This is a genomic window from Mycobacterium syngnathidarum, from assembly GCF_001942625.1.
Taxonomy (GTDB): Bacteria; Actinomycetota; Actinomycetes; order Mycobacteriales; family Mycobacteriaceae; genus Mycobacterium; species Mycobacterium syngnathidarum.
The window spans coordinates 80,586-106,407 of record NZ_MLCL01000002.1; the positions used below are offsets into that span (position 1 = coordinate 80,586).

Consider the following 25,822-nt stretch of genomic DNA (forward strand, 5'->3'; position numbering starts at 1 on the left):
CAATCGTTGTGTACAGGTGGAGCGAAAGGAGCGTATGGCCCAAACGCAATGTATTGGGCAGATGTCTCGATGTTTGAGACGTATTATTGATGCGGGTAAAAAGGTGCCCCAGACCGACTGGTCTGGGGCACCTTCCGGGATAATTCCGACCGGTCAGGCAGCGTCCTTGTTTTTGGCGGTGTCGTTGTCGGCACCGTCGCTGTTGGCGGCGGCCTTCTTGGCCGGTCCGGTCGCCTTCTTGACGGTGTCGCCGAACTTCTTCAGCGACGACGACACCTGATCGGCGGCGTCCTTGACGGCGGTCTGAACCTTCTCGCCGCTACGGCTGAGCGACTTCGTCACGCCCGGCAGCGCCTTGTTGCCGTCGGACAGGTCGGTCGCACCGCGGGGCTTGACGATGCTGTCGACGGCGGTCTTGAGCTTCGACTTCGCGCCGCTGTCGGCGACCGTCTTGTCAGCCAGTTTGGTTGTGACCGAGGACGACTCCGGGGTGGAGACGGCCTTGCGCTCGATGCTCTCCTTGCTCACCTCCACCGCGGCCTTGATGTCCTCCACTTCGGTGGAGACCTTCTCCTGCAGATTCTCGGTGCTGGTCGGGACCGCCTTGGTGGTCCGCTTGATGATCTCGGCATTGACCGCCCGGCTGAACTTGGTGATGGAGAAAGACGCGTCTGCCACGCTGCGGTTGACCGCCGTCGCAATGGTCACGAAGTCGCCGGTCTCGAAGGCCAGCTTGACCTGATCGGCGGCGGCGGCCAGCTGACGGGACAACGTCCGGAACTGGAGTTTCACCTCGTGCTCGAAGGTCGGTTCAGGGCTGAACTGCTTGCCGTTCCAGTTCACCAGGGTCCAACCGTCCTCGTTGTTGCCCTCGATGACGACGTAATCGGTGTTGTGCAGCTGTGCTGTCTGCAGTAGTTGGAGCTTTTCCATCACGGTGAGGTTGTTGACGTTCATCAACGTCCAGAACATGATGGTCCCGCCGTGCGAGAACACCACGGCGTTGCGGTCGCCGTTGTCGTACATGGTCTGCAGCGCGCCCCTGACCCGTTCGTCGAAGACGTAGCCGTTGAGGTTGGTGCCTGGCATGTACGTGCTCTTGTCGAACGGGATCTGCGGGATGGCGCCCGGCAGTGCCCACGCGATCGGATACAGCCCGTACCCGCTGGCAGCATTCGCCTCCGGCGTGCCCTCGAAGACACCGGCCTCGATCTCCTGGAGGCCGGGCAGCACCTGAATCGGGAGGCCCAGGCGCTGCGACATCGGTGCGGCGGTCAACTGAGTGCGCACCATCGTCGAGGCATAGATTGCGTCATAGTTGTTGTCACCGAGTTTGTCGGCGACGGCCTGGGCCTGCTGTTGGCCCAGGGGCGTGAGCACCGGCCCCGGGGTCGTGGTGTCGATCAGCCCCGAGGCGTTGCCCTCCGACTGTGCGTGACGCACAAACGTCACCCGCATGACCTCGGCGGCATGGGCGACGGGCATCGCCAGGAAGAATGCGAGGAAGGCCAGGGCGACACCCCCTAGGAGACTTCGATAGCGTGACGCCGGCGCGTCACCTCTGCGGCGGTTCATGTGCTTCCTCCATTGCGGCTGTACAGATTTCACGTGACCTGCCGGTGACAGTTCGCTGGCCGGCCAGATGAATTGTCTGACCACTCGCTGTGGGATTGAGCAGTTATCCCGTTGTGCGGGAAGAAAGTTGACAGAAACCGTGATTCTGCTACCGGCCTGTTGAGGGACGGCAGGTACGGCTCAATCCCCCTCCTCGCACGAGGAGGGGGACCGACCCGGTTGGTATTACCGTGTCCTGCTGCTTATTTCACGCGGCGTCTTTGGCCTTTGACTTGCCCGCCTTGTTGTCCGACTTGGCGGCCTTGCTGTCCTTATCTGCACCGGTGAGTTTCTTGACGGTCTCGCGAGCCTGCTTGGCCGAGGATTCGATCCCACTGCGCACATCGTCGGCGGCACGGTTGACCCGTTCGCGAACCGCGGAGGCAGCCTTACCCGGCTCCGCCTTGTTGCCGTCGGTCAGCTTGGTGGCACCGTTGACGGTGCGAGCGTTGGCGATCTTGGCCTGTACCGGCTCGCTCACCTTCTCGACTGTCGACGCGGCATCCTCGGTGACCTTTTCAACGGAGGTCTTGGCATCTTCGGTTGCGGTCTTGGCGTTTTCGGCGAGATCGCCCGTTGCCGGGGTAGCGCTGTCGGCGGCGGCGTTGAGGGTGCTGACCTTGGACACCTGCGATGACCGCTGGTCCAGTGAACCCGGGATGCCGGTGATGGCGTTGACGGTGTCGGTCACCGAGTCCGTCACGAACTTGACCCCGGCCTGTGCCACGTTCTGGAGGCCCTGCGCCCCGGTGGTGACGATGGCCTCCGGATCCATGGAGAGGACCGGCAGGCGCATGTCGTAGACCGCCTTCTGTGGCGCCACGATGAGATCACGGACGTTGACGAACATCTGGGTGGGGTAGTCGGCGGGACCGACTTCTTGGCCGGCCCATTCCTTGAGGGTCCAGCTACCGTCGTCATTCTTCTCTACGACGACCGTGTCGGTGTTGTCCAACGGATGCTGCACGATCAACAACAGGTTCGGGTTGTCGACGTTCATCATCGTCCACATCATGATCGTGGCGCCGTGCGAGAACACCGCGGCGTCGACATCGCCGTCGCCGTTGGTGTCTCCGGTGTCCGACTCGACCTGGGCCAGCGCGTTGGTTACGCGTTCGTTGAACTCCAGGCCGTTCTCGCCGCCGGGGATCGGGACGAACTGCAGGCCCATGGTCCAGGCCAGCGGGGCGAGGATGTAGCCGATGCGGCCGATGCCTTCGCCTTCGGGCAGGCCTTCGAAGATGCCGGCACTGATTTCCTGCACGCCGGAGTTCTGTTGCGGATTGTCCGGGTCGTACGCGCCCAGAACGGTGACGTCCAACCCGCTCTTGTCGGAGAACGGCTTCGCGGTCTCCTGGGTGCGGATCATGGTCGAGGCGTAGAGCGCGTCGAACGCGTCGGCGGACTGCGTATCGGCCCAGGCCTGCGCCTGCTCTTCGCCGGTCGCGCCACCGTTCTGGTTCACCTCGTCGTTGGTCAGGTGCGGCCCGGGAGTGCTGGTGTCGATGTACCCCGAGGCGTTGCCCTGCGACTCGGCGTGCCGGATGAACGTCACGGTCAGCGCGGAGGCGGGCAGGGTCGCGGCCGCGAACAGTGAGCACGCAGTCAACGTGGTCGCGGCGGCACCGGCAGCCCGGCGGCGGTTGGGTCGTTGCATAGGGTCTCCATCGGTTCACGAAAATGTGGGCTGCCGCTCACCTGTCGTTCACTGTGTGCGGGCTCACAGAACATAATCAAAGAATTGTTCACCCGTCAATTCAGCTACCGAGAGTTGCGTAATTGGCCAGCTCCCGGTCACCCGGCAACGCAAGGCGCCCCCGACCGCACGGTCGGGGGCGCCTTGGGTGAACGTCAGGTCAGGCGGGGTCGCAGATCACGATCGGGATCTTGCGATCGGTGTAGGAACGGTAGTTCGCGAAGTCGGCATACATGGCGTCCAGCTTGGGCCAGTACGCATCGCGCTCGGCGTCGGTGGCGTCACGCGCGATGAGGTCCAGGGTCTCGCGTTTGGTCTGGAACTTCACCCGGGGATTGGCCGCCAGATTCAGGTACCACATCGGGTTGGTGGCCCGGCCGCCCTGCGAAGCGACCAGCACGATCCGCTTGCCTTCCTGCAGAAAGAGCAACGGACTGTCCCGTTCCTCGCCCGACTTACGGCCGATCGTGGTCAAGATGCCCACTTCGGCGCCACGCAGGAACTTGTCGCCGAACCGCCCGCCGGTCTTCTTGAAGATCCAGGTCTGAGCGCGCGACATCCACTTGATGGCGGTACCGGTCGATTTCGCGTTGAGGCGTTCGACCTGTTTGGGGCTGAGCGGGCGAGGGGTGTTGGCCATGCGGGGACCTTAGCGGCTGATGAATGGGGTGAGGGAGGCGCGGATGTGGTGGATCTTTCCGTCGGACGCGGGGATCAGGAACGTCTCGTCGACGTGTGAGCACACCCGCCGGCCGAACAGGCGCGGCTTCGTGAGCACGTCGAAACGAGCGCGAATCTGGTCTCCGTCGACGCTGAACTCCGGCGTCGTCGTCTTCTCGATCAACTTGAACTGCGGGCCGTTGTTGAGGCTGCGGCGCAGATGATCTCCGGAACGGCCGGTCTTCAACCCCATCTCGATGCGGATGCAGTCCGGTGTGAACGGCACCGCATCCGCCTGATGGCTCACCAATGCATCGATGTAGGCCTGGGCCGCTGCGATGCGCTCGGCGTCACTGAACGTCATCAGATCCGCTCGATGATGGTGCCGGTGGACAGCGCGCCACCGGCGCACATGGTGATCAGCGCGGTGCTCTTGTCGGAGCGCTCCAACTCGTGCAGCGCCGTGGTGATGAGGCGGGCGCCGGTCGATCCGACCGGGTGACCGAGGGCGATGGCGCCACCGTTGACGTTGACCTTGTCCATATCGGCACCGTGCACCTGGGCCCACGACAATACGACCGAGGCGAATGCCTCGTTGATCTCGACGAGGTCGATGTCGCCCAGCTTCATGCCGGCCTTCTCGAGGACCTTCGCCGTGGACTGCACCGGTCCGTCGAGGTGGTAGTAGGTCTCGGCGCCGACGTTGGCCTGGGCGATGATCCGCGCACGCGGCTTGAGGCCGAGAGCTTTTGCCTTGTCCTCGTCCATCCACAGCACCGCGGCGGCGCCGTCGGAGATCTGCGACGACGTGCCTGCGGTGTGGATACCGCCATCCATCACCGGCTTGAGTGAGGCCAGACCCTCGGCGGTGGTGTCACGCAGACCCTGGTCGCGGCTGACCGTGTTGAGTTCGGCCGTCGGCTGCTTGTTCTCGTCGATGACCGGCGCCTCGATCGGGGAGATCTCCCGGTCGAAACGCCCCTCGGCCCAGGCCTGCTTGGCGCGGTTCTGCGATGCCAGTCCCAGGGCGTCCACGTCGGCGCGGGTGATTCCGCGGCGCTTGGCGATCCGCTCGGCGGCCTCGAACTGGTTGGGCAGGTCGATGTCCCACGACGCGGCACGGGCACCGCCGCCGTTGGCGCCAAGACCGACCCGGCTCATCGCCTCGATGCCGCAGGCGATACCGATGTCGATGGCGCCGGTGGCGATCAGGCCCGCGATCAGGTGATTGGCCTGCTGCGCGCTGCCACACTGGCAGTCGACGGTGGTGGCACCGACGTGCTCGGGCAGCCCGGCGACCAGCCAGGACTGTCGGGTGACGTTGTTGCCCTGCTCGCCGTACTGCGTGACGCAGCCGCCGATGAGCTGCTCGACGCTGCCGGCATCAATGCCGGCCTTCTCGATGAGGGCCTTCTGGACGGCTCCCAGGAGCTCGGTGGCGTGCAGGCCGGACAACCAGCCGTTGCGCTTGCCGATGGGGCTGCGGGTGGCTTCGACGATGACAGGGTTACCCATGGAGCCAGGCTAGAACACGTTTCATTACTCTGACAAGCGCGGATGCATCACTACCTTTGATCTGCGGTCAAGGCGTGTTTCAATGGTCTCAATTGGTACTAGACCACGTTGTTTCAAGCATTGCCGGCCACGCGCACGGCTTGCTACAGACACTAGGAGTTAGACACATGGGCTGCCCCAACATCCCCAAGGATTTCGACTTCCTCGATTCCGAGCGCAACCTCCAGGGCCTGCCGATCAAGGAGCTCGCCGAGCTCCGCAAGGCCGAACCGGTTCGCTGGGTCGACGTACCCGGCGGCACCGGAGGTTTCGGCGACAAGGGGTACTGGTTGGTCACCCGCCATGAGGACGTCAAGGACGTGTCGCTGCGCAGCGACGTGTTCTCCAGCGCGATGAACGGCGCGATCCCGGTTTGGCCGCAAGAGATGACCCGTGAGGCCGTCGACCTGCAGCGCGCCGTGCTGCTGAACATGGACGCCCCGCACCACACCCGGCTGCGCAAGATCATCTCCCGCGGATTCACCCCCCGCGCGCTCTCGCGCCTCGAGGAGGAGCTCAACAACCGCGCGCAGGCCATCGCCAAGAACGCCGCGGCATCGAACACCGGTGACTTCGTCGAGCAGGTCTCCTGCGAACTCCCGCTGCAGGCCATCGCCGAGCTGCTCGGTGTGCCCCAGGACGACCGCGACAAGCTGTTCCGCTGGTCCAACGAGATGACCGCAGGCGACGACCCCGAGTACGCCGACGTCGATCCGGCCATGTCCTCGTTCGAGGTCATCACCTACGCCATGAAGATGGCCGAAGAGCGCGGCAAGAACCCGACCGACGACATCGTCACCAAGCTGATCCAGGCCGACATCGACGGCGAGAAGCTGTCCGACGACGAGTTCGGCTTCTTCGTGATCATGCTGGCGGTGGCGGGCAACGAGACCAGCCGCAACTCGATCACGCACGGCATGATCGCCTTCTCGCAGAACCCCGACCAGTGGGAGCTGTTCAAGAAGGAACGTCCCAAGACCGCCGTCGACGAGATCATCCGGTGGGCCACCCCGGTGTCGGCCTTCCAGCGCACCGCCAGCGAGGACACCGAGATCTCGGGCGTCAAGATCAAGTCCGGCGAGCGTGTGGTGATGTCCTACCGTTCGGCCAACTTCGACGAGACGGTGTTCGAAGACCCATTCACGTTCAACATCCTGCGCGACCCGAACCCGCACGTCGGCTTCGGCGGCACCGGGGCGCACTACTGCATCGGCGCCAACCTGGCCCGCCTGACGATCAACCTGATCTTCAACGCCGTCGCCGATCACATGCCCGACCTCAAGCCGATCGGGGACCCCGAGCGGCTGAAGTCCGGATGGCTCAATGGTATTAAGCATTGGCCGGTGGATTACACGGGCGCCTGCCCCGTCGCCGGCGAGCCGGCAAAGCAGGCCTGAGCTCACTGACCTACCCACGGATCAAGGAGGATTCGGGTGGATTTCACACCGAACCCAGAACAGCAGGCCGTCGCCGATGTGGTGACCTCTGTTCTGGAACGCGACAACACCTGGGATGCACTGGTTTCCGGTGGGGTTGCGGCGCTGGGAGTGCCGGAACGACTCGGCGGTGACGGCCTCGGTCTGCCCGAGCTGTCGACGGCGCTGACCGAGATCGCCCGCCACGGCACCACCGGTCCGGCGCTGGCCACCGTGGGTCTGGGTCTGGTGTCGCTGCTCGACCTGGCTTCCGACGCCCAGCAGGACCGGTACCTCGCGGGTGTCGCGACGGGCGCGGTGCTCTCGGCGGCGCTCAACGAGCCCGGGCAGTCACTGCCGGAGCGGCCCGCCGTGAACTTCGCCGACGGCAAGGTCAACGGCACCAAGATCGGTGTGCCGTACGCGGAGACGGCCAAGTGGCTGGTCGTCACCACCGACAACGCGGTGGTGGTGGTCTCCCCGGCGGCTGACGGTGTCACGGTCACCAAGACCCCGACCTCCAACGGTTCCGACGAGTACGTGGTCACGTTCGCCGATGTCGCAGTCGACGCCGCGGACGTGCTCGACGGCGCGAGCGCGCACCGCGTCAACCAGCTGGCACTGGCTGTCACCGGGGCGTTCGCCGCCGGCTTGGTGGCCGGCGCACTGCGGCTGACCGCCGACTACGTCGCCACCCGTGAGCAGTTCGGCCGGCCGCTGTCGACGTTCCAGACCGTCGCGGCACAGCTGTCCGAGGTCTACATCGCCTCGCGGACAATCGATCTGCTGTCCACCTCGGCGCTGTGGCGGCTGTCCGAGGGCCTTGACGCCGACGAGGATCTGAACATCCTGGGCTATTGGCTCACCTCGCAGGCCGCGCCGGCCATGCGGCTCTGCCATCACCTGCACGGCGGTATGGGTATGGACATCACCTACCCCATGGACCGCTACTACTCCTCGATCAAGGATCTGACCCGGCTGTTGGGCGGTCCGTCGCATCGCCTCGATTTGGTGGGAGCGTAATGTTCATCGACCTGACGCCCGAGCAGCGCGCGCTGCAAGCCGAACTGCGGGAATACTTCTCGACTCTCATCACGCCCGAAGAGGCTGCGGCGATGGAGTCCGACCGGCACAACGAGGCCTACCGTGCGGTGATCAAGCGCATGGGCAGCGACGGCAAGCTCGGTGTCGGCTGGCCCAAGGAGTACGGCGGCCTGGGCTTCGGCCCCGTCGAGCAGCAGATCTTCATCAACGAGGCCAACCGCGCCGACATCCCGCTGCCGATGGTCACGCTGCAGACCGTGGGCCCGACCCTGCAGGCGCTGGGCACCGAGGCGCAGAAGAAGAAGTTCCTGCCCGGAATCCTCTCCGGTGACGTGCATTTCGCCATCGGCTACTCCGAGCCTGATGCCGGCACCGACCTGGCGTCGCTGCGCACCACTGCTGTCCGGCACGGTGACGAGTACATCGTGAACGGCCAGAAGATGTGGACCACCGGCGCCCACGACGCCGACTACATCTGGCTGGCCTGCCGCACCGATCCGACCGCGGCCAAGCACAAGGGCATCTCGATCCTGATCGTCGACACCAAGGATCCCGGCTACTCGTGGACGCCGATCATCCTGTCCGACGGGGCCCACCACACCAACGCGTCGTACTACAACGACGTGCACGTGCCTGCCGACATGCTCGTCGGCGAGGAGAATGGCGGCTGGAAGCTCATCACCACCCAGCTCAACCATGAGCGGGTCGGCCTGGGCCCGGCTGGTCGCGTCGCGGGTATCTATGACCAGGTGCATGCCTGGGCATCCAAGCCGGGCTCCGACGGCGTCACGCCGATCGAGCAGGACGACGTGAAACGCCTTCTGGGGCAGATCAAGTCGATCTGGCGGATCAACGAGTTGCTCAACTGGCAGGTCGCGGCGTCCGGTGAGACCATCGCCGTGGCCGACGCGGCTGCCACCAAGGTGTTCTCCACCGAGCGCATCCAGGAAGTCAGCCGGTTGGCCGAGGAGATCGTCGGCAAGTACGGCAACCCCGCCGACCCCGAGACCGCCGAGCTGCTGGTCTGGCTGGACAAGATGGCCAAGCGCAACCTGGTCATCACCTTCGGTGGCGGTGTCAACGAGGTCATGCGCGAGATGATCGCGGCGTCGGGCCTGCGGGTGCCGAGGGTTCCGCGGTAACAGCGAGGGATTGAGGTGAGCGTGAATCTGCAGGCCGGTATCGACCAGATCATCGCGTCCGGGACGAGCAAACCGACGGTGGCTCGGGATCCGGTGAATCAGCCCATGATTCACCACTGGGTCGACGCGATCGGAGACACCAACCCGATCTACGTCGACGCGGAAGCCGCCAAGGCCGCCGGTCATCCCGGCATCGTGGCACCCCCGGCGATGATTCAGGTCTGGACCATGATGGGCCTGGGGCGCACCCGGTCTGACGATGATCCGCTGGGCAGGGCGATGAAGATGTTCGACGATGCCGGGTATGTCGGTGTCGTCGCGACCAACTGCGACCAGACCTATCACCGCTACCTGGAACCCGGCGAGCAGGTGGTGATGAGCGCCGAGATCGTCGGCATCGTCGGCCCCAAGCAGACCGCACTGGGTGAGGGCTACTTCATCAATCAGAAGATCCGCTGGCATGTCGGTGACGAGGAAGTTGCCGACATGGACTGGCGGATCATGAAGTTCCTGCCTGCTGGTAAGCAGGAGGTCTCGGATGCCGCCGAAACCTATGAGATCCCAGAGGATCTCGACCCGGACCAGCTGATGCGGCCATCCTCGTCGCGGGATACCAAATTTTTCTGGGACGGCGTCAACGCACACGAACTACGTATCCAGAAGCGGCCCGACGGCTCGCTGCAGCACCCGCCGGTGCCCGCGGTGTGGCAGGACAGAGAGGCCCCCGTCGACTATGTGGTGGCCTCGGGCAAGGGCACGGTATTCAGCTACGTGGTGCATCACGCCCCCAAGGTGCCGGGCCGCAGCCTGCCGTTCGTGATCGCTCTCGTCGAACTCGAGGAGGGCGTCCGGATGCTGGGCGAGCTGCGCGGGATCGCCGCCGATCAGGTGAAGATCGGAATGCCGGTCACCGCAACCTATATCGATTTCCCGGACAGTGAGATCAGCCCGGCCTGGACGTTGTACGCATGGGAGCCACAAGCATGAGCCTGACTGTCTCCGACGTTCGAGTCGGTACCACACTCCCCGAACTCAAGATCTACGGCGACCCGACGTTCATCGTGTCCACCGCCATCGCGACGCGGGACTATCAGGATGTGCACCACGACCGGGACAAGGCGCAGGCCAAAGGTTCCAAGGACATCTTCGTCAACATCCTCACCGACACCGGGTTGGTCGGTCGGTACGTGACGGACTGGGCAGGTCCGAACGCGGTCGTCAAGTCGATCAAGCTGCGCCTGGGCGTGCCCTGGTACGCCTACGACACCATCACCTTCACCGGCGAGGTCACCGCGATCGAGGGCGACCTGGTGACGCTGAAAGTGGTGGGCAGCAACAGCCTTGGCAACCACGTCATCGCCACGTCCACACTCACTTTGGGGGACAACTGATGCTCTCCGGCAAGGCAGCCATCGCCGGTATCGGCGCCACCGACTTCTCCAAGAACTCCGGCCGCAGTGAGTTGCGCCTGGCCGCCGAGGCCGTGCTCGACGCACTCGACGACGCCGGGCTGAAGCCGTCCGACATCGACGGCTTGGTGACGTTCACGATGGACTCCAACCTGGAGACCGCCGTGGCCCGCTCCACCGGCATCGGAGACCTGAAGTTCTTCAGCCAGATCGGCTACGGCGGCGGCGCCGCGGCCGCAACCGTTCAGCAGGCCGCCCTCGCCGTCGCCACCGGTGTCGCGGAAGTCGTTGTGGCGTACCGGGCATTCAATGAGCGCTCGGAGTTCCGGTTCGGCCAGGTGATGACCGGGCTGACCGTCAACGCCGACTCGCGCGGCGTGGAGTACAGCTGGTCCTACCCACACGGCCTGAGCACCCCGGCCGCTTCGGTGGCCATGATCGCCCAGCGCTACATGCACGAATATGGCGCCACCAGTGCGGATTTCGGTGCCGTGTCGGTGGCCGACCGCAAGCACGCCGCGAACAACCCGAAGGCGTTCTTCTACGGCAAGCCGATCACGATCGAGGATCATCAGAACTCCCGGTGGATCGCCGAACCGCTGCGACTGCTGGATTGCTGCCAGGAGAGCGACGGCGGCGTGGCCATCGTCGTCACCACGCCGGAACGGGCCAAGGATCTCAAGCACCGGCCGGCGACCATCGAGGCTGCCGCCCAAGGCGCAGGCACCGACCAGTTCACCATGTACTCGTACTACCGCGACGAGCTCGGGCTGCCCGAGATGGGCCTGGTCGGACGTCAGCTCTGGGAGCAGAGCGGCCTGTCACCCGACGACATCCAGACCGCGATTCTCTACGACCACTTCACGCCGTACACGCTGCTCCAGCTCGAAGAGCTCGGGTTCTGCGGCAAGGGCGAAGCCAAGGACTTCATCGCCGGCGGCGCCATCGAGCTCGGCGGCCGGCTGCCGATCAACACCCACGGCGGTCAACTGGGTGAGGCCTACATCCACGGCATGAACGGCATCGCCGAGGGGGTGCGCCAGTTGCGGGGGACCTCGGTCAACCAGGTCGAGGGCGTCGAGCATGTGCTGGTCACCGCGGGAACCGGCGTTCCGACCTCCGGATTGATCCTCGGATAAAGGTGCATCGGCACCCCCTATTGGCACGGTAATGTTTGCTCCGGATGTGCATCACGCGTAGAAGGGGGCCGTGGCATGGGAGTGCCGCGCGACAGCAGCCCGTACGGGTCGCAGACGTTGCAAGGACCGGCTTGGCCGAACATCGACGAGGACCAGCTGACCGCGGCTGCCGCGTCCTATACGAAGACCGGGACGAAGATCAGCGGCTCCGTCGTTCCTGAACAGACAAGCCAACTCTCCAAGTTGGGGGAGGGCTGGACGGGCACCGGCTCGGTGGCGGCATCGGGTGAGGCGACCACAATGATCGCCGGCCACGAGGCCAACGGCTTGCAGGCGACGGCCATCGGCACCGCCCTGATGAAAATGGCGGCGTCGGTGGCGCAGACCAAGACCGCACTGAACGTGGCCGCGCAGGAAGTGCAAGCCGAGGTCGAAGCGCTGCAGAAGATGCCGTTCGGCAATATGCAGGCACTCATCGAGAGCCGGATCAAGGCGGGTTTGGCGCAGAACACCGCGACGGTGTCGGCCGCCTCCGTCGAAATGGCGGACAGTCTCAGCACGGTGGCCAACCTCCCTCAGGTCGGCACCCCGCCGACGGCGCAGGCGCAGCAGGCGGCCCAAAAGGGCGCCGACTCGATGATGCAGCTGATCAGTCAGCTGCCCCAGATGCTGGGCCAGATTCCGCAGATGGCCAGCCAGATTCCCCAGCAGCTCTCCCAACCCCTGCAGCAGTTGACCCAACCCCTGCAGCAGCTGACCCAGATGCTGGGCTCGGGCGGCAAGGGCACCGGCGGCGGGCCCAGTCCGTTCTCGGCATTCTCGAACCACCCACTGGCCGGCGGATCCGGGCCGAGCAGCGGTGCAGGCATGGTCAAGGCGGCGGGTTTGCCCGGTGGTTCGGGTGGCGGTAGCCCCCAGACCCCGCTGTTGTCGAAGCTTGTCGGCGGTGGCGGGACCGCACCGGTCTCCGTCGACCCAGGCGCCAGTGCCGCTGTGGTCGGCGGCGTCGCTCCGGTGGCTGCCGCCAACGCGGCGGGCGGCGGCATGGGTGGCGGTATGGGCATGATGGGCGGCGGCCAGCGTGCCGGAGGCGGCGGCGGGACTACCACCGGGCTGGCCGTCCCGGCCCCGCTGGACCACGACACGGGCGACGGTGATGATGACTATGACGATTGGTGATCCATCTCGACGAGCAGGAGGTAACAACGGTGTCTGAACTCGGGATGAAGGTTCCACTCACCTGGAACGCCGCGGCGCCGGAACTGCCGGAGATGCCGTCGATCCAGGCCGGTGAGGACGCCATGAGCATGACCATCGCCGGCATCGTGCCGGCCCTGGCGGCATCATTGACCACGAACGTGACGGCCTTGTCGGCCAAGGAAAACATGTTCAACGCCAAGCTTTCTGACGCTCAGGGCGCCTACGAGAAGGCCGACGAATCCGGTGGGCAGGGCGTTGGCCAGATGGGCCAGATGATGGGCCAGCTGGGGCAGATGGGCCAGATGGCCAGTGCGCCTGCACAGATGGCGGGCCAGATGGGCGGTCAGTTCGGCTCGCTCATGGAGCCGTTGATGAAGGCGATGGAGGGCGCCAAGGGCGGTGGCGAGAACGGCGGCGCGCCTGGTGCCGGCCAGCCCGGCGGTCCGGGCGGTCCCGGCGGGCCGAACCCGCAACAGCAGCAGGAAGAGCGCGAGGCCAAGCTCGACGAGCGGGACAAGCAGCAGGACGATCGGGAGACAGCACAAAACGATCGCGATGCCGCACAGGATCGGCGCGAAGCAGGCCTGGACGCCCGCGAGAGTCAGATGAGCGACCGCTCCGGTGGGGCGGCGTCGTCGGCTCCGCATTCGGCGCCCCCGGCCACACATTCGGCCCCGCCTGCCGCGTCGGCGCCACCGGCTGCCGCCGGGCCGAGTCCGAGCCAGCCGGCCCCCGGTCCCATTCCGGTAGCTCCCGAGACCCCGCGTCATTCCGGCGGGGACGATCTCTGGAAGCGGATGTAGTAGCTCTGCGTTCGCGTCGCGCCTCATTTGTCACGCTGGAGTGGCTCTCGAGCCCGACAGCCACTCCAGCGTGACAATGGAGGAGTTCGGCTCTCCCGAGACACCCGCTGAGTCACACCAGAGTGGCAGTCGAGTTCGACAGTCGCGCTAGCGTGACAGTCGTTGTGCCCGTGCCGCGACGACGCGACGTAGAACGTTGTCCGCACGTTCGCCCGCCGAGACTCGGACGTTGATCCAGCCTTGCCGCTGTATTCGCTCAGCCCTCCTGAGGTCCCAGCCATATCGCCAGCTGCTGGCCCGGTGTTCCTCGCCGTCGTACTCGGCCGCGACTTTGATGTCCTCCCAACCCATGTCGAGATAGGCAAATGGGTCGCCCGGGCCGTCGAATACCGGTATTTGCGTTTGTGGTCGTGGCAAGCCCCCGTCGATGAGGATCAGCCGTAGCCAGGTTTCCTTGGGGGACTGGGCGCCACCATCCATCAAATCCAAAGCGGTGCGGGCCTGTTTGACGCCGCGCCGCCGCGCGTATCGCTGGAGCAACAAGTCGACATCGGCGGATTTGAGGTCGGTCGCGTGGGCAAGTGCATCAAGCGCGGCCACCGCGTCGTCTCGCGGATACCAGCAGCCGATGTCGAGTGCGGTGCGCGCCAGTGAGGTGATCGGCACATCCTCGAATCGAACTATCTCGTCCTCTTCGAGGGCGTCTGTTCTAATCCGAAGTCCTACAAGGGGATTGCGGTTGGAGTGGATCATTTCCAGTGGCAAGGCGGGGGAGACCCACTTTGCGCCATGAACCGCGGCCGCCGAGTTGCCGGCGACGATACCGCGTCGACGTGACCACAGCCACCCGGCGCGGGCACGGATGAGCGGGGTGAGTTCGGTTCCGGGAGTGACGTATACATCTCGGAACACCCGGGTGTAGTGCGTGCGCAAGGCACTCTTGCGTAGCTGGCCGTTGGCGACGGCCTCACTGCCGACGAATGGTTCCCCCATGGTGAGAAAGTGTGCAGCGCAAAGGCGTATCCGTCACATCGGTTATCCACAGGTGCTGGAGTGACACTCGTTGTCCACAGCCGCGCTGCTGTGACAGGTGACGGCGTGGCGGATCTGTGCTATCGCACTTGCGCTACGTCGGGCAATCGCTTTGTCACACCAGAGTGGCGGCCGGGGCCCACCGCCACTCCAGCGTGACAAAAGGCCCGGCCGCCAACGGCGTAAGCCCCCCAATGCAACGCTGGAGTGGCCGTCGGGTTCGACAGCCACTCCAGCGTGACAAAGCGGAAAAGGGCCGGGTGTAGACCGGCGAAACGTGCCGACAGTTAGGCCGGCACGAGCTCCACACCGGACAGCACCACGGCGTTGTCCCGCGACGGTGCGGTCAGCACGCCGATGAACTTGCCGTCTTCCTTCCAGATGTTGGCCTGCAGGGTCTCGCCGGGGATCACGACGCCGGCGAACCGGGCACCGTAGGACGCCACCTGGGAGACGTCGCCGTCGAGGAGGTTGTCGACGATGGCCTTGCAGCCGATGCCGTACGTGCACAGCCCGTGCAGGATCGGCCGCTCGAAGCCCGCCGCCGCGGCGAAGGCCGGGTCGGAGTGCAGGGGGTTGCGGTCACCGCACAGGCGGTACAGCAACGCCTGCTGCGGCAGCGTCGGCAACGAGATCTCGACATCCGGTGCGCGGTCGGGCAATTCGGCCGAGGTCGCCGGCCCGCGCTCGCCGCCGAAGCCACCCTCACCGCGGGCGAAGATCGACCGCTTGGTGGTCCACAGCACCTTGCCGGACTCGTCGGTCACTGTGGATTCGCTGACGATGACGGCGGCCTTGCCCTTGTCCCAGATCTCGGTGAAGCGCTGCACCGACTTGGCGGTGCCGCTGGTCGGGATCGGGCCGGGCACGCTGACGGCCTCGCTGGCGTGCAGCACCTTGGACAGCTCGATGTCGATTCCGGGGAACTGCACCTTGGGTGCCTCGGTCATGTGGAAGCTGGCCGCGACATTGCCGAACGTCGGCAGCACCTGCGGGGTGTCGTCGACCAGGTAGCGCAGCTCACGCTGATCCATCGGATCGGAGCCCGCGCCGAGGCCCAGGTGGTACAGCTGGATGTCGCTGCTGGTCCAGGAGAACTCGATGGGTTCCAGCTCGGCGCCCAGCGCCTTGTCGAGATCGATTGGCATCTACTTCTTCCCTGCAATGTCGAGTGCTGCGAGGTAACCCCAGGTCATGGCGGGACCAATGGTGCCGCCCGGGCCGGGATAGGTGTGACCCATCACCGGTGAGCTGACGTTACCTGCGGCGTACAGACCTTCGATCACGGAGTTGTCGTCGCGCAGGGCCCGGCCCTTCACGTCGGTACGGATGCCGCCCTTGGTGCCCAGGTCACCCGGCACCATCTTGGCCGCATAGAACGGGCCGTGCTTGATCTCGCCGAGGTTGGGGTTGGGCTTGTTGGTGGGATCGCCGTAGTAGCGGTCGTAGGCGCTCTCGCCGCGGTGGAAGTCCTCGTCCACCCCGGAGCGGGCGAAGCCGTTGAACCGGTCGATGGTCGCGGCGAAGGCGTCGGCGGGCAGACCGGTCTTGGTGGCCAGCTCCTCGAGGGTGTCGGCCTTGACGATGACGCCCGATTCCAGCCACTTCTTCGGAATGCGCTGGCCCGGCTGCAGACCCGCGAAGATGAAGCGGTCGCGGTACTGCTGGTCGAAGATCAGCCAGGCCGGGATGTTCTCGCCGGGACCGGCGCCCTGGCCGTACTCGCCGCCGTACATGTGGTGGCACGCCTCGACATAGGGCATCGACTCGTTCATGAACCGCTTGCCTGCCATGTTGACGATGATCGAGCCGGGGGAGTTGCGCTCGGACAGGGCGAACCACGGCGAGTCGACCAGCGGGACCGTCGGGCCCCACCAGGAGTCCTCCATGAATTCGAGTGCGGCGCCCTGCTTTTCGGCGGCGAGAATGCCGTCGCCGGTGTTGGCCACCGCGCCCACGGTCCATTCGGTGGTGATGGGTGCGCGCTGGTACTTCACCCGCATCTGCTCGTTGTGTTCGAAGCCGCCCGAGCCGAGGATCACGCCCCGGCGGGCCCGGATCAGTTGTGGCTCGGCGTTTTCGGAGTCGCGGGCATCAACCACGTAGATGCCGCGGACGACGCCGTCCTCGACGTAGAGATCGGTGAGCGCGGTGTTCAGCAGGACCGGAACGCCGGCTTTTTGCAGGCCGATGCGCAGCGGGGCGATGAGTGCGCGGCCCATGCCGACCAGGTTCTTGCCGGTGGCGTTGGCCCAGACGGAGCGGACGCCGACCTTGATGCTGCGCAGCACTCCGCGGGGGTGACGCTTGAGCTGGTTGAGCCGGACGTAGTCCTGCTGCATCACCACCATGTTCATCGGCACCTTGCCGTACGGCGGTTCCAGGCCCTTCTCGTCAACCCCGAGTTTCTTGGCGTTGAACGGCTTGGGTTCCACCGAGCGGCCGGTGGGCTTGCCGCCGGGCGTCTCGGGGTAGTAGTCGGAGTACCCGGGCACCCAGCACAGCTTCAGCGGGGAGTTCTTCAGGACGAACGACAACATCTCGGGCGAGCGGTCGAGGTAGGTGTCGATCTTCTCCGCGGGCACCACGTCACCGATGATCTTGTGCAGGTAGGTGCGGGCGGCCTCGGGGGTGTCTTTCACCCCGTCACGCTTGAGAATCTCGTTGTTCGGGATCCACACCCCACCACCTGACCGCGCAGTGGAACCTCCATAGTGCGGCGCCTTCTCTACGACTACTGTCGAGAGGCCCTGGTGGGCTGCGGTGAGGGCGGCGACCATGCCGGCAGCGCCGCTGCCGACCACGACAACGTCGTACTCCTGTCCAGTCATGTAGAACACGTTATAGAATTGCCGGGCCTGTGGACAACTGCGCCGGTCAAAGAAGCGAGGGGAATTCACCAAAATGCTTAGTGTCGAGGTTCGCGACGAGCTCGCGGCCGATCTCGCTCAGGCCGAGCGGAGCCGGGTTCCGATGACCCCGCTGACGGATCGGTACAGCGATATCGACGTGGTGGATGCCTACGAGATCCAGCTGATCAACATCCGGCAGCGGGTCGCCGAGGGCGCCCGCGTCATCGGCCACAAGGTCGGGCTGTCCAGCAAGGCCATGCAGGACATGATGGGTGTCGACGAGCCGGACTACGGTCATCTCCTCGACGAGATGGAGGTGTTCGAGAACGTCCCGGTGCCCTCGTCGAAGTTCCTGTACCCGCGCGTCGAGGTCGAGGTCGGGTTCATCCTGGCCGACGATCTGCCCGGGGCCGGGTGCACCGAGGAGGACGTGCTCGCCGCGACGGCTGCGTTCGCCCCGGCGATCGAGTTGATCGACACTCGCATCACCAACTGGCAGATCAAGTTGTGCGACACCATCGCGGACAACGCCAGCAGCGCCGGCTGGGTGCTCGGGGAAGCGCGGGTATCGCCCAAGGACATCGATATCTGCAACATCGATGCAGTCCTGACCAATCACGGCGAGGTCGTGGCCGAGGGACGCAGCGATGCGGTGCTGGGAAATCCGGTCACCGCGGTGGCCTGGTTGGCCCGCAAGGTGGAGAGCTTCGGGGTGCGTTTGAAGGCCGGCGACATCGTGTTGCCGGGCTCGTGCACACGTGCGATAGATGCACCTCCGGGCAGCGATTTCGTCGCTGACTTCGCCGGGTTAGGTTCAGTAAGACTGAGTTTCGAATAAGGGAGCCGATATGGCTGAGAAGGCGTCTGTCGCCATCGTCGGGTCGGGCAACATCAGCACCGACCTGCTGTACAAGTTGTTGCGGTCGGAGTGGCTCGAACCGCGTTGGATGATCGGCATCGATCCGGAATCCGAAGGCCTGGCACGGGCTCGCAAACTGGGCCTGGAAACCTCCCACGAGGGCGTGGACTGGCTGCTGGCCCAGGACGAGAAGCCCGATCTGGTGTTCGAGGCCACCAGCGCCTATGTGCACCGCGACGCTGCCCCGCGCTATGCCGAGGCGGGCATCCGCGCGATCGATCTGACCCCGGCCGCGGTCGGCCCCGGCGTCATCCCGCCGGCCAACCTGCGCGCGCACCTCGATGCGCCGAACGTCAACATGGTCACCTGCGGTGGCCAGGCCACCATCCCGATGGTGTACGCCGTGAGCCGTGTGGTGGACGTGCCCTACGCCGAGATCGTGGCGTCGGTGTCGTCGGCCTCGGCCGGCCCGGGTACCCGCGCCAACATCGACGAGTTCACCAAGACCACCAGCGCCGGTGTGCAGAACATCGGTGGGGCCCGCAACGGTAAGGCGATCATCATCCTCAACCCGGCCGAGCCGCCGATGATCATGCGCGACACCATCTTCTGCGCGATCCCCGAGGACGCCGACCACGCCGCGATCACGCAGTCGATCAAGGACGTGGTGGCCGAGGTGCAGACCTATGTGCCCGGCTACCGGCTGCTCAACGAGCCGCAGTTCGACGAGCCGTCGGTGGTCAACGGTGGTCAGCACCTGGTCACCGTGTTCGTGGAAGTGGAGGGTGCGGGTGACTACCTGCCGCCCTACGCTGGAAACCTGGACATCATGACCGCCGCGGCGACCAAGGTCGGCGAAGAAATTGCCAAGGATCGCGTCGTCACGGTCTCGGGAGGTGCGCAAGCATGAGTGACATTTTCTTCAACCCGGTGTGGGACGTCCGGATGACCGACACCTCGCTGCGCGACGGGTCCCATCACAAGCGCCACCAGTTCACCAAGGATGAGGTCGGCGCGATCGTGGCGGCGCTGGACACCGCCGGTGTCCCGGTCATCGAGGTGACCCACGGTGACGGTCTGGGCGGGTCGAGCTTCAACTACGGGTTCTCCAAGACCCCGGAGCAGGAGCTGATCAAGCTGGCCGCCGAGACGGCCAAGGAAGCCAAGATCGCCTTCCTCATGCTGCCCGGCGTGGGCACCAAGGAAGACATCAAGGAAGCCCAGAACAACGGCGGCTCCATCTGCCGCATCGCCACGCACTGCACCGAGGCCGACGTCTCGATCCAGCACTTCGGGCTCGCCCGCGAGTTGGGCCTGGAGACCGTCGGGTTCCTGATGATGAGCCACACCATCAGCCCGGAGAAGTTGGCCAAGCAGGCCCGCATCATGGCCGACGCCGGTTGCCAGTGTGTGTACGTGGTGGATTCCGCGGGTGCCTTGGTGCTCGACGGCGTCGCCGACCGGGTTTCGGCGCTGGTCGCCGAGCTGGGTGACGACGCGCAGGTTGGCTTCCACGGGCACGAGAACCTCGGCCTGGGCGTGGCCAACAGCATCGAGGCCGTGCGCGCCGGTGCCAAGCAGATCGACGGGTCCTGCCGCCGGTTCGGGGCGGGTGCCGGCAACGCTCCCGTCGAGGCGCTGATCGGGGTGTTCGACAAGATTGGTGTCAAGACCGGTATCGACTTCTTCGACATCGCCGATGCCGCTGAAGAGGTGGTTGCGCCGGCCATGCCGGCCGAGTGCCTGCTCGACCGCAACGCGCTGATCATGGGCTACTCGGGCGTGTACTCCAGCTTCCTCAAGCACGCCATCCGTCAGTCTGAGCGGTATGGGGTGCCCGCACACCAGCTGCTGCACCGCGCCGGGCAGCGCAAGCTGATCGGTGGTCAGGAAGACCAGCTGATCGATATCGCGCTGGAGATCAAGCGCGAGCAGGAAGCCGAGAAGGCCAAGGCCTAAACGCTGACTGCCGCGCCGTCGTCCTCAGCGACGATGCCGAGTTGTCGATAGACGTCGTCGCGGTAGTTTTGGCTGCGGCGGACGGTCTTCGTGGTTTCGACGCGTTCGGCGTTTTCGGTTTCGTCCGCTCCTTCTTGACGGACGCTCCAGATGACGTCGACGAGGGCGTGGGGTCGGCCGTGGCCACCCCGCATCCCGCCCCCATCGCCATCGCAGATCCGATCCCTAGGGCCACCGCCAACGCACCGACGTGCCCCACGTACTCCCCCGCATGCACGTGTCCACGTGTACCGGATCGGTGCCGACCCTCGATGAGGTTTGAGAAAAACTTGACAGGTGCTCATGTTTAAGCGAAACGCTTAGTGATCCAGGGGCTTTGGTCGTGGGCCTGTTGGCGTGGTGAGTGGTGTCAGCCCTGCCCGGCATGATTGGGGCCATGGCAACCCGCGAGCAGGCCCAGTCGATCCTCGAACAACTCGCCGGCCCCGCCGCCGTACTGCGCGATGACCAGTGGGCTGCCATTGAGGCCCTCGTGGTCCAGCGTCGCCGGGCGCTGGTGGTGCAACGCACCGGCTGGGGCAAGTCCGCGGTGTACTTCATCGCGGCCAAGCTGTTGCGTGCGTCCGGTCGCGGACCGACGGTCATCGTCTCGCCGCTGCTGGCGCTGATGCGCAACCAGGTGGCAGCGGCCGAGCGGGCCGGCGTGCGGGCCGCCACGATCAACTCCGGCAACGTCACCGAATGGGATGCCATTCACCAGCAGGTGACCGGCGGGGAGCTCGACGTGTTGCTCGTCAGTCCCGAGCGGCTCAACAACCCCGACTTCCGTGACAATGTGTTGCCTGCCCTGGCTGCCGATGCCGGTCTGGTGGTGGTGGACGAGGCGCACTGTGTCTCGGACTGGGGACACGATTTCCGGCCGGACTACCGCCGGATCCGCACTCTGATCGCCGAATTGGGTTCGCAGATACCGGTTCTCGCCACCACCGCGACCGCCAACGACCGAGTGGTCGGTGACGTCGCGGCTCAACTGGGCGTCGGCGGATCGGACACCCTGGTACTGCGCGGTGGGCTGGACCGCGAGTCGCTACGGCTGTCGGTGGTGCAGGTGGGCACCCCCGCGCAACGCGCTGCCTGGATTGCCGCGCACCTCGACTCTCTGCCCGGCTCGGGGATCATCTACACCCTGACGGTGGCCCAAGCGCATGACGTGGCGGCGCTGCTGGCCGAGCGGGGCCACAAGGTGGCGGCATACACCGGGTCCACCGACCCAGGCGAACGTGAACAACTGGAAGCCGATCTGCTCGAGAACCGGGTCAAGGCCCTGGTGGCGACCTCCGCGCTGGGGATGGGCTTCGACAAACCCGACCTCGGCTTCGTCGTGCACCTTGGGGCGCCGTCGTCCCCGATCGCCTATTACCAGCAGGTCGGGCGCGCCGGCCGCGCGACAGACAGCGCCGAGGTGATCCTGCTGCCCGGCACCGAGGACCAGGACGTCTGGCGGTACTTCGCGTCGGTGGCGTTCCCGTCGGAATCCATGGTCCGCAACGTCATCGGGGCACTGGAGGCTGACCGAGCGCAGTCCACACAGGCGCTGGAGCCGCTGGTGGATCTCAACCGGTCACGTCTGGAGATGGTGCTCAAGGTGCTCGATGTGGACGGTGCGGTCCGCCGGGTAAAAGGCGGCTGGATCGGCACCGGTGTGCCCTGGAGCTACGACGAGGCCCGTTACCGGGCATTGGACGAGGCCCGGCGCCGGGAGCAGCAGGCAATGCTGGACTACCAGGCCACCGAGGGCTGCCGCATGGTGTTCCTGCGGGGGCAACTCGATGACCCGGACCTGCTACCGGGGGCCCAGTGCGGGCGGTGCGACAACTGCGCCGGTCGGCGTTACGAGGGCGCGGTGGCGCAGGAGATCGTGACCGACACGGCGCAGCGCTTGTCCAGGCCCGGCATCCTTGTCGCCCCGCGCAAGCAGTGGCCGTCCGGGCTCGCTGCACTGGGCGTGCCGCTGTCCGGTCGGATCACCGAAGGTGCGGCGCCGGGCCGGGCGATCGGCAGGCTGACCGACCTCGGCTGGGGAGCGCGGCTACGGCGTGTGCTGGCCGAGCCCGACGGCGAGGTGCCCGACGACGTCATCGGCGCGGCCATCGAGGTGCTCAAGGCCTGGGATTGGGACCGGCGACCGGTCGCAGTGATGGGGCTGGACTCCCTGGCGCACCCGGTGTTGATCTCTTCGACGGTGCAACGGCTGGCGGAGATCGGGCGACTGACGAACCTGGGCACCCTGCAATATGCCGCGACGCACCGGCCTGTCACCGCAGCGAATTCTGCGTATCGGGTGGCGGCCCTGGATGGTGCCTGGGAGCCGCCGCAATGGGGTGTTGCCGACGGGGAAAGAGGCGGAGACTGGGATGGTCCGGTGCTTCTGATCGACGATATGACCGACACCGGCTGGACGCTGACCATGGCCGCACGACTCTTACGCGACGCCGGAGCGCCCGGGGTCTTGCCGTTCGTTTTGGCAACTGTCAGCTGAGGTGTTTCCGGCGTTCGTCGGAGAGTTCATAGGAACGTCTGATCAATTGCCAACATATATTCGCCGTCCGTTGTTTGCCAAACTCGCCAACAATGGGCGTATTAAGAGCTTCACCACACCCGCGCCAAGCGGTCGATTGTTTGCGATCGCAAATTTAATACAAACGATCTTGATTTTGCGAATTCAAGATCATTTGAGGTCGCCCTGGCTAACTCAATCTGTTTCGCCGCCGATTGCTATTAGTCGGCGACGAATGGCCCTTACGCCACCGACAGAATTTGCTGTCTGGCGGGGGTGCCGCGGTGGCGGCGCCCTCTACCGTGCTGCGACGCGTCTGCGGGGTCGCGCGCCCTGATCGTTCGCTTCGCTGAATTGAACTACAGGGGTGTCGTAGCCGTATTGACAGGGGAGAACTCCGGGCGAGTCTGCGCCGCCGGGCGTGTCGTGGTGCCCGCCCGATGACGCGCGAGAGTTAGCCGTGCAAGCCTCGCCTGCCCGCTTGTCAAGCGCCGTGGGAAGAGTGCGTCGTGCCTGTATGGAAGCTGTGTGGCCGGCCTCGAACCCGGCTGTGGTCGGGCACCGTTTGAAGCTGTGTAATCGCTGGGCACTCAACCGCAGCGGTGACCGCGAGAGCATCCAGGGCCGGCATGTTCACGCCCGCGTGCAGGTGTCGCGTCACCTGCACGCCCGGCCTTCGCCCGGGCGGCCGGCGGGAGGGTGGAGTTTCCGATCGGCGTTTGCGCGCTCCGGTAAGCGCGGCGGAACGGCCGTCGCACGGAGTTGGTGGACCGTTGGGCGTCGATTTTTCGCCGTAATCCCGGTTCCTGGGTAGCTGAATGCGGCGGCTTCTGGGGCGGGGGCGCTCAAACCGCAGGCCACCGCGCATCGGGCCGACTGGCGGCGAGTCTGGGCAGGGCCTGGGAATTATTTGCCGAATCTTGGAACCTGTAACAGGTTTGTAGTTGAATTCAAGAGGCACAGCAACGGGAAATTCTTTGATTCCTAATTTCTGCACCCTCGTCAAGATAAGTGGATATGCTGGCGCCCTGCAACGAGAACGTCATAGCTGGAGTGGGCCACAGGAAACAGGCATCGTGAAACAACCGGCGGGGGCTAGGCGCCTGCGCCGGGTTGTCGATCGATTTTCACTGGTCTGCTCGACGATGGGGAGGACCAAGTGAGCATCAATCCGTTCGATGACGACAATGGCAGCTTTCGCGTCTTGGTCAACGACGAGGAGCAACACAGTCTATGGCCAACATTCGCTGACGTCCCTGCCGGCTGGAAGGTCGTTTACGGCGAGGCGGATCGAGCTTCTTGTTTGGACTACATCGAACAGCACTGGCCCGACATACGCCCCAAGAGTCTGCGCGACAGGTTGGCCGGACTCTGACAGATCGCAGGCGGCGCGGGGGCCCCGAAAACTTGCAGTGGGAGAGTCCGATGCAGCTTGATGAACAGTCGCTGCCGGTAACACGTGCACAGCTCGATATTTGGCTTGCGCACGACGTGGCGGAATCCGGCACGGAATGGTTACTCGGTCTATTCGTAAAAATCGCGGGCCCGCTCGATCGCGATGCTCTTGAGTGGGCGATCCGCCGGGTAGTGCGAGAGGCCGAGCCGCTCAGGGCCACATTCTTCGAGGTAGACGGGCAGGTCTACCAAAAGGCGGTCGACTACCCAGATGTGGAGCTGGCGTTCCACGACCTGCGTGGTGCGTGTGACCCGGTGGCCGAAGCTCGTGACAAGGCAGCCGCGATCCAGCGCACGCCAATGTCTTTCACTGAGCCACTGTTCAGATTTGCGCTGTTCCAGACACGGGACGATGAGCACTTCCTGATCGCGTGCTGTCACCACATCGTGCTCGACGGGACCGGGATTGCGCTCGTCGGATCTCGGCTTGCATCGGTGTACTCGGCAGTTTTCTCCGGCGCTCCCATACCTCCGCCGATCTTCGGATCGCTCGCGGATCTGATCGAGAACGAATCGAAGTACGAAGCCTCCGGCGACTATCTCGAAGACCAGGCTTTTTGGACGAGGCACCTGCCGCCGGAAGCCGGGCCGAGCTCCTGGCACGCCGACGAACTCAATAGCGGCGAGGCCCATCGGCATTCTGCCCCAGTGCAATTCGACTCGACGCTGCTGCATCAAGTCGACATGCTGGCCCGGTCAAAGGATGTCGCTCGGTCCTCGGTCATCACCGCGGCATGCGCGTTGCTCGTGCACGGGTGGAGTGCCGAGGGCTCTGATGTGGTGCTCGACTTTCCGGTCAGCCGACGTGTGACCCCAGAGTCGCGAACGGTGCCCGGAATGGTGGCCGGCGTCGTCCCGCTCGTAGTCAAGGCTTTACCTTCAACTTCGATCTCCCAATTCATCGACGATGTCGAGGGTCACATACAGGAAGCCCTGCAACATCAGCGTTTTCCGGTGCACGCCCTCGAGCGCAAGGTCAACCCGCGTGCTGCGGGCCAGATGGCGAATCGGGTGAGTGTCAACTTTCTTCCTTCTACGTTCACGTTGGACTTCGGCGGTGCCGAGGCGTCGGCGTCGTTGACCAATGCCGGCGTTGTGGGTGGCTTCGGTCTCGTCTTCTCCAGCGCCGGAGACGAATTGGTCTTGAGCACGATGGGCGCCGGCCAACCGTTCTCCAGTTTCGACGTCACGGATCTGGCAGACCGTTTGCAGCGGATTCTGGCGGTGTTTGTCTCGGATCCGGCTCAGCGGTTGTCGGCGGTAGATGTGTTGGATGCGGCTGATTGTGCTCGGTTGGATGAGGTTGGTCATCGGGCGGTGTTGATGCGGCCGGTGGTGGAGTCTTCGGTTCCGGTGTTGTTCGGGGCTCAGGTGCAGCGTGCTGCGGATGCGGTGGCGGTGTGTTTCGAGGGTGTCTCGTTGTCGTATCGGG

The 25,822-nt window shown here is 65.2% G+C and carries 23 protein-coding genes; 14 read left to right on the plus strand and 9 right to left on the minus strand.

Annotated features, from left to right (window positions below):
• Positions 1-153: 153 nt before the first annotated feature.
• The 5 genes from BKG60_RS01560 to BKG60_RS01580 all read right to left on the minus strand — a co-directional run bounded on the left by BKG60_RS01560 (position 154) and on the right by BKG60_RS01580 (position 5,485).
• On the minus strand, positions 154-1,575 hold the full coding sequence (locus BKG60_RS01560; protein ID WP_070946718.1) for a histidine phosphatase family protein: 1,422 nt from the start codon (positions 1,573-1,575) through the stop codon (positions 154-156).
• A gap of 247 nt (positions 1,576-1,822) precedes the next feature.
• Entirely contained in the window at positions 1,823-3,271 is a 1,449-nt protein-coding gene (locus BKG60_RS01565) for a histidine phosphatase family protein (RefSeq protein WP_070946719.1), read from the minus strand.
• A gap of 199 nt (positions 3,272-3,470) precedes the next feature.
• Positions 3,471-3,950, minus strand: coding sequence for a nitroreductase family deazaflavin-dependent oxidoreductase (locus BKG60_RS01570; protein ID WP_070187834.1), 480 nt, complete (start codon positions 3,948-3,950; stop codon positions 3,471-3,473).
• A gap of 9 nt (positions 3,951-3,959) precedes the next feature.
• The gene (locus BKG60_RS01575) at positions 3,960-4,334 is read right to left on the minus strand and encodes a DUF8021 domain-containing protein (protein ID WP_070187835.1); all 375 of its coding nucleotides are present in this window, start codon (positions 4,332-4,334) and stop codon (positions 3,960-3,962) included.
• Positions 4,334-5,485 carry a steroid 3-ketoacyl-CoA thiolase gene (locus tag BKG60_RS01580; RefSeq protein WP_070946720.1) on the minus strand — a complete coding sequence of 384 codons (1,152 nt, stop codon included), beginning with the start codon at positions 5,483-5,485 and terminating at the stop codon, positions 4,334-4,336. Before BKG60_RS01580 ends, BKG60_RS01575 begins: the two co-directional genes overlap by 1 nt.
• A gap of 167 nt (positions 5,486-5,652) precedes the next feature.
• Here BKG60_RS01580 and BKG60_RS01585 point away from each other — a divergent pair, with 167 nt between their 5' ends.
• The 8 genes from BKG60_RS01585 (at position 5,653) to BKG60_RS31820 (ending at position 13,676) form a co-directional block, all read left to right on the plus strand.
• A complete protein-coding gene (locus tag BKG60_RS01585) occupies positions 5,653-6,921 on the plus strand; it encodes a cytochrome P450 (RefSeq protein WP_070946721.1) in 1,269 nt (422 codons plus the stop codon).
• A 36-nt stretch (positions 6,922-6,957) separates the two neighbouring features.
• The gene (locus BKG60_RS01590; protein ID WP_070946722.1) at positions 6,958-7,962 is read left to right on the plus strand and encodes an acyl-CoA dehydrogenase family protein; all 1,005 of its coding nucleotides are present in this window, start codon (positions 6,958-6,960) and stop codon (positions 7,960-7,962) included.
• Positions 7,962-9,125 (plus strand): acyl-CoA dehydrogenase FadE29, encoded by a 1,164-nt coding sequence (gene fadE29, locus BKG60_RS01595; RefSeq protein WP_070187839.1) that lies wholly within the window; start codon positions 7,962-7,964, stop codon positions 9,123-9,125. Before BKG60_RS01590 ends, fadE29 begins: the two co-directional genes overlap by 1 nt.
• Positions 9,126-9,140: 15 nt before the next feature.
• On the plus strand, positions 9,141-10,112 hold the full coding sequence (locus BKG60_RS01600) for a bifunctional MaoC family dehydratase N-terminal/OB-fold nucleic acid binding domain-containing protein (RefSeq protein ID WP_070946724.1): 972 nt from the start codon (positions 9,141-9,143) through the stop codon (positions 10,110-10,112).
• Entirely contained in the window at positions 10,109-10,516 is a 408-nt protein-coding gene (locus BKG60_RS01605) for a MaoC family dehydratase (protein ID WP_200806155.1), read from the plus strand. The genes BKG60_RS01600 and BKG60_RS01605 overlap by 4 nt, the downstream gene beginning before the upstream one ends.
• Positions 10,516-11,673: a lipid-transfer protein gene (locus BKG60_RS01610; RefSeq protein ID WP_070946725.1), complete on the plus strand. Its 1,158-nt coding sequence runs from the start codon at positions 10,516-10,518 to the stop codon at positions 11,671-11,673. The genes BKG60_RS01605 and BKG60_RS01610 overlap by 1 nt, the downstream gene beginning before the upstream one ends.
• A gap of 75 nt (positions 11,674-11,748) precedes the next feature.
• A complete protein-coding gene (locus BKG60_RS01615) occupies positions 11,749-12,852 on the plus strand; it encodes a hypothetical protein (protein WP_070187842.1) in 1,104 nt (367 codons plus the stop codon).
• Between the two features lie 29 nt (positions 12,853-12,881).
• Positions 12,882-13,676, plus strand: coding sequence for a hypothetical protein (locus BKG60_RS31820; protein ID WP_159437548.1), 795 nt, complete (start codon positions 12,882-12,884; stop codon positions 13,674-13,676).
• Between the two features lie 147 nt (positions 13,677-13,823).
• Here the strand turns inward: BKG60_RS31820 and BKG60_RS01625 are convergent, their stop codons facing one another.
• From BKG60_RS01625 to kstD, 3 genes are all read right to left on the minus strand, one after another.
• Positions 13,824-14,669, minus strand: coding sequence for a hypothetical protein (locus BKG60_RS01625; protein ID WP_070946726.1), 846 nt, complete (start codon positions 14,667-14,669; stop codon positions 13,824-13,826).
• 326 nt (positions 14,670-14,995) lie between these two features.
• Positions 14,996-15,856 (minus strand): MaoC family dehydratase, encoded by an 861-nt coding sequence (locus BKG60_RS01630; RefSeq protein WP_070946727.1) that lies wholly within the window; start codon positions 15,854-15,856, stop codon positions 14,996-14,998.
• Positions 15,857-17,539: a 3-oxosteroid 1-dehydrogenase gene (gene kstD / locus BKG60_RS01635; RefSeq protein ID WP_070946732.1), complete on the minus strand. Its 1,683-nt coding sequence runs from the start codon at positions 17,537-17,539 to the stop codon at positions 15,857-15,859.
• Between the two features lie 73 nt (positions 17,540-17,612).
• On the opposite strand from kstD, the gene BKG60_RS01640 reads away from it, so the two are divergent.
• From BKG60_RS01640 to dmpG, 3 genes are read left to right on the plus strand one after another with little or no spacing between them, the layout of a single operon-like run.
• The gene (locus BKG60_RS01640; protein ID WP_070946728.1) at positions 17,613-18,398 is read left to right on the plus strand and encodes a 2-keto-4-pentenoate hydratase; all 786 of its coding nucleotides are present in this window, start codon (positions 17,613-17,615) and stop codon (positions 18,396-18,398) included.
• A 10-nt stretch (positions 18,399-18,408) separates the two neighbouring features.
• A complete protein-coding gene (locus tag BKG60_RS01645) occupies positions 18,409-19,329 on the plus strand; it encodes an acetaldehyde dehydrogenase (acetylating) (RefSeq protein WP_070187846.1) in 921 nt (306 codons plus the stop codon).
• On the plus strand, positions 19,326-20,378 hold the full coding sequence (dmpG, locus tag BKG60_RS01650; protein WP_036442281.1) for a 4-hydroxy-2-oxovalerate aldolase: 1,053 nt from the start codon (positions 19,326-19,328) through the stop codon (positions 20,376-20,378). Before BKG60_RS01645 ends, dmpG begins: the two co-directional genes overlap by 4 nt.
• Here dmpG and BKG60_RS31825 read toward each other — a convergent pair.
• Positions 20,375-20,572, minus strand: coding sequence for a hypothetical protein (locus BKG60_RS31825; RefSeq protein WP_070946730.1), 198 nt, complete (start codon positions 20,570-20,572; stop codon positions 20,375-20,377). The two genes, dmpG and BKG60_RS31825, sit on opposite strands and share 4 nt — an antisense overlap.
• A gap of 242 nt (positions 20,573-20,814) precedes the next feature.
• Here BKG60_RS31825 and BKG60_RS01660 point away from each other — a divergent pair, with 242 nt between their 5' ends.
• The 3 genes from BKG60_RS01660 to BKG60_RS01670 all read left to right on the plus strand — a co-directional run.
• The gene (locus BKG60_RS01660; protein WP_070947249.1) at positions 20,815-22,917 is read left to right on the plus strand and encodes a RecQ family ATP-dependent DNA helicase; all 2,103 of its coding nucleotides are present in this window, start codon (positions 20,815-20,817) and stop codon (positions 22,915-22,917) included.
• Positions 22,918-24,094: 1,177 nt separating this feature from the next.
• On the plus strand, positions 24,095-24,310 hold the full coding sequence (locus BKG60_RS01665) for an MbtH family protein (protein ID WP_004571464.1): 216 nt from the start codon (positions 24,095-24,097) through the stop codon (positions 24,308-24,310).
• A 50-nt stretch (positions 24,311-24,360) separates the two neighbouring features.
• Positions 24,361-25,822: condensation domain-containing protein (locus BKG60_RS01670; RefSeq protein WP_239253200.1), on the plus strand; the 1,462-nt coding region annotated here is incomplete at its 3' end.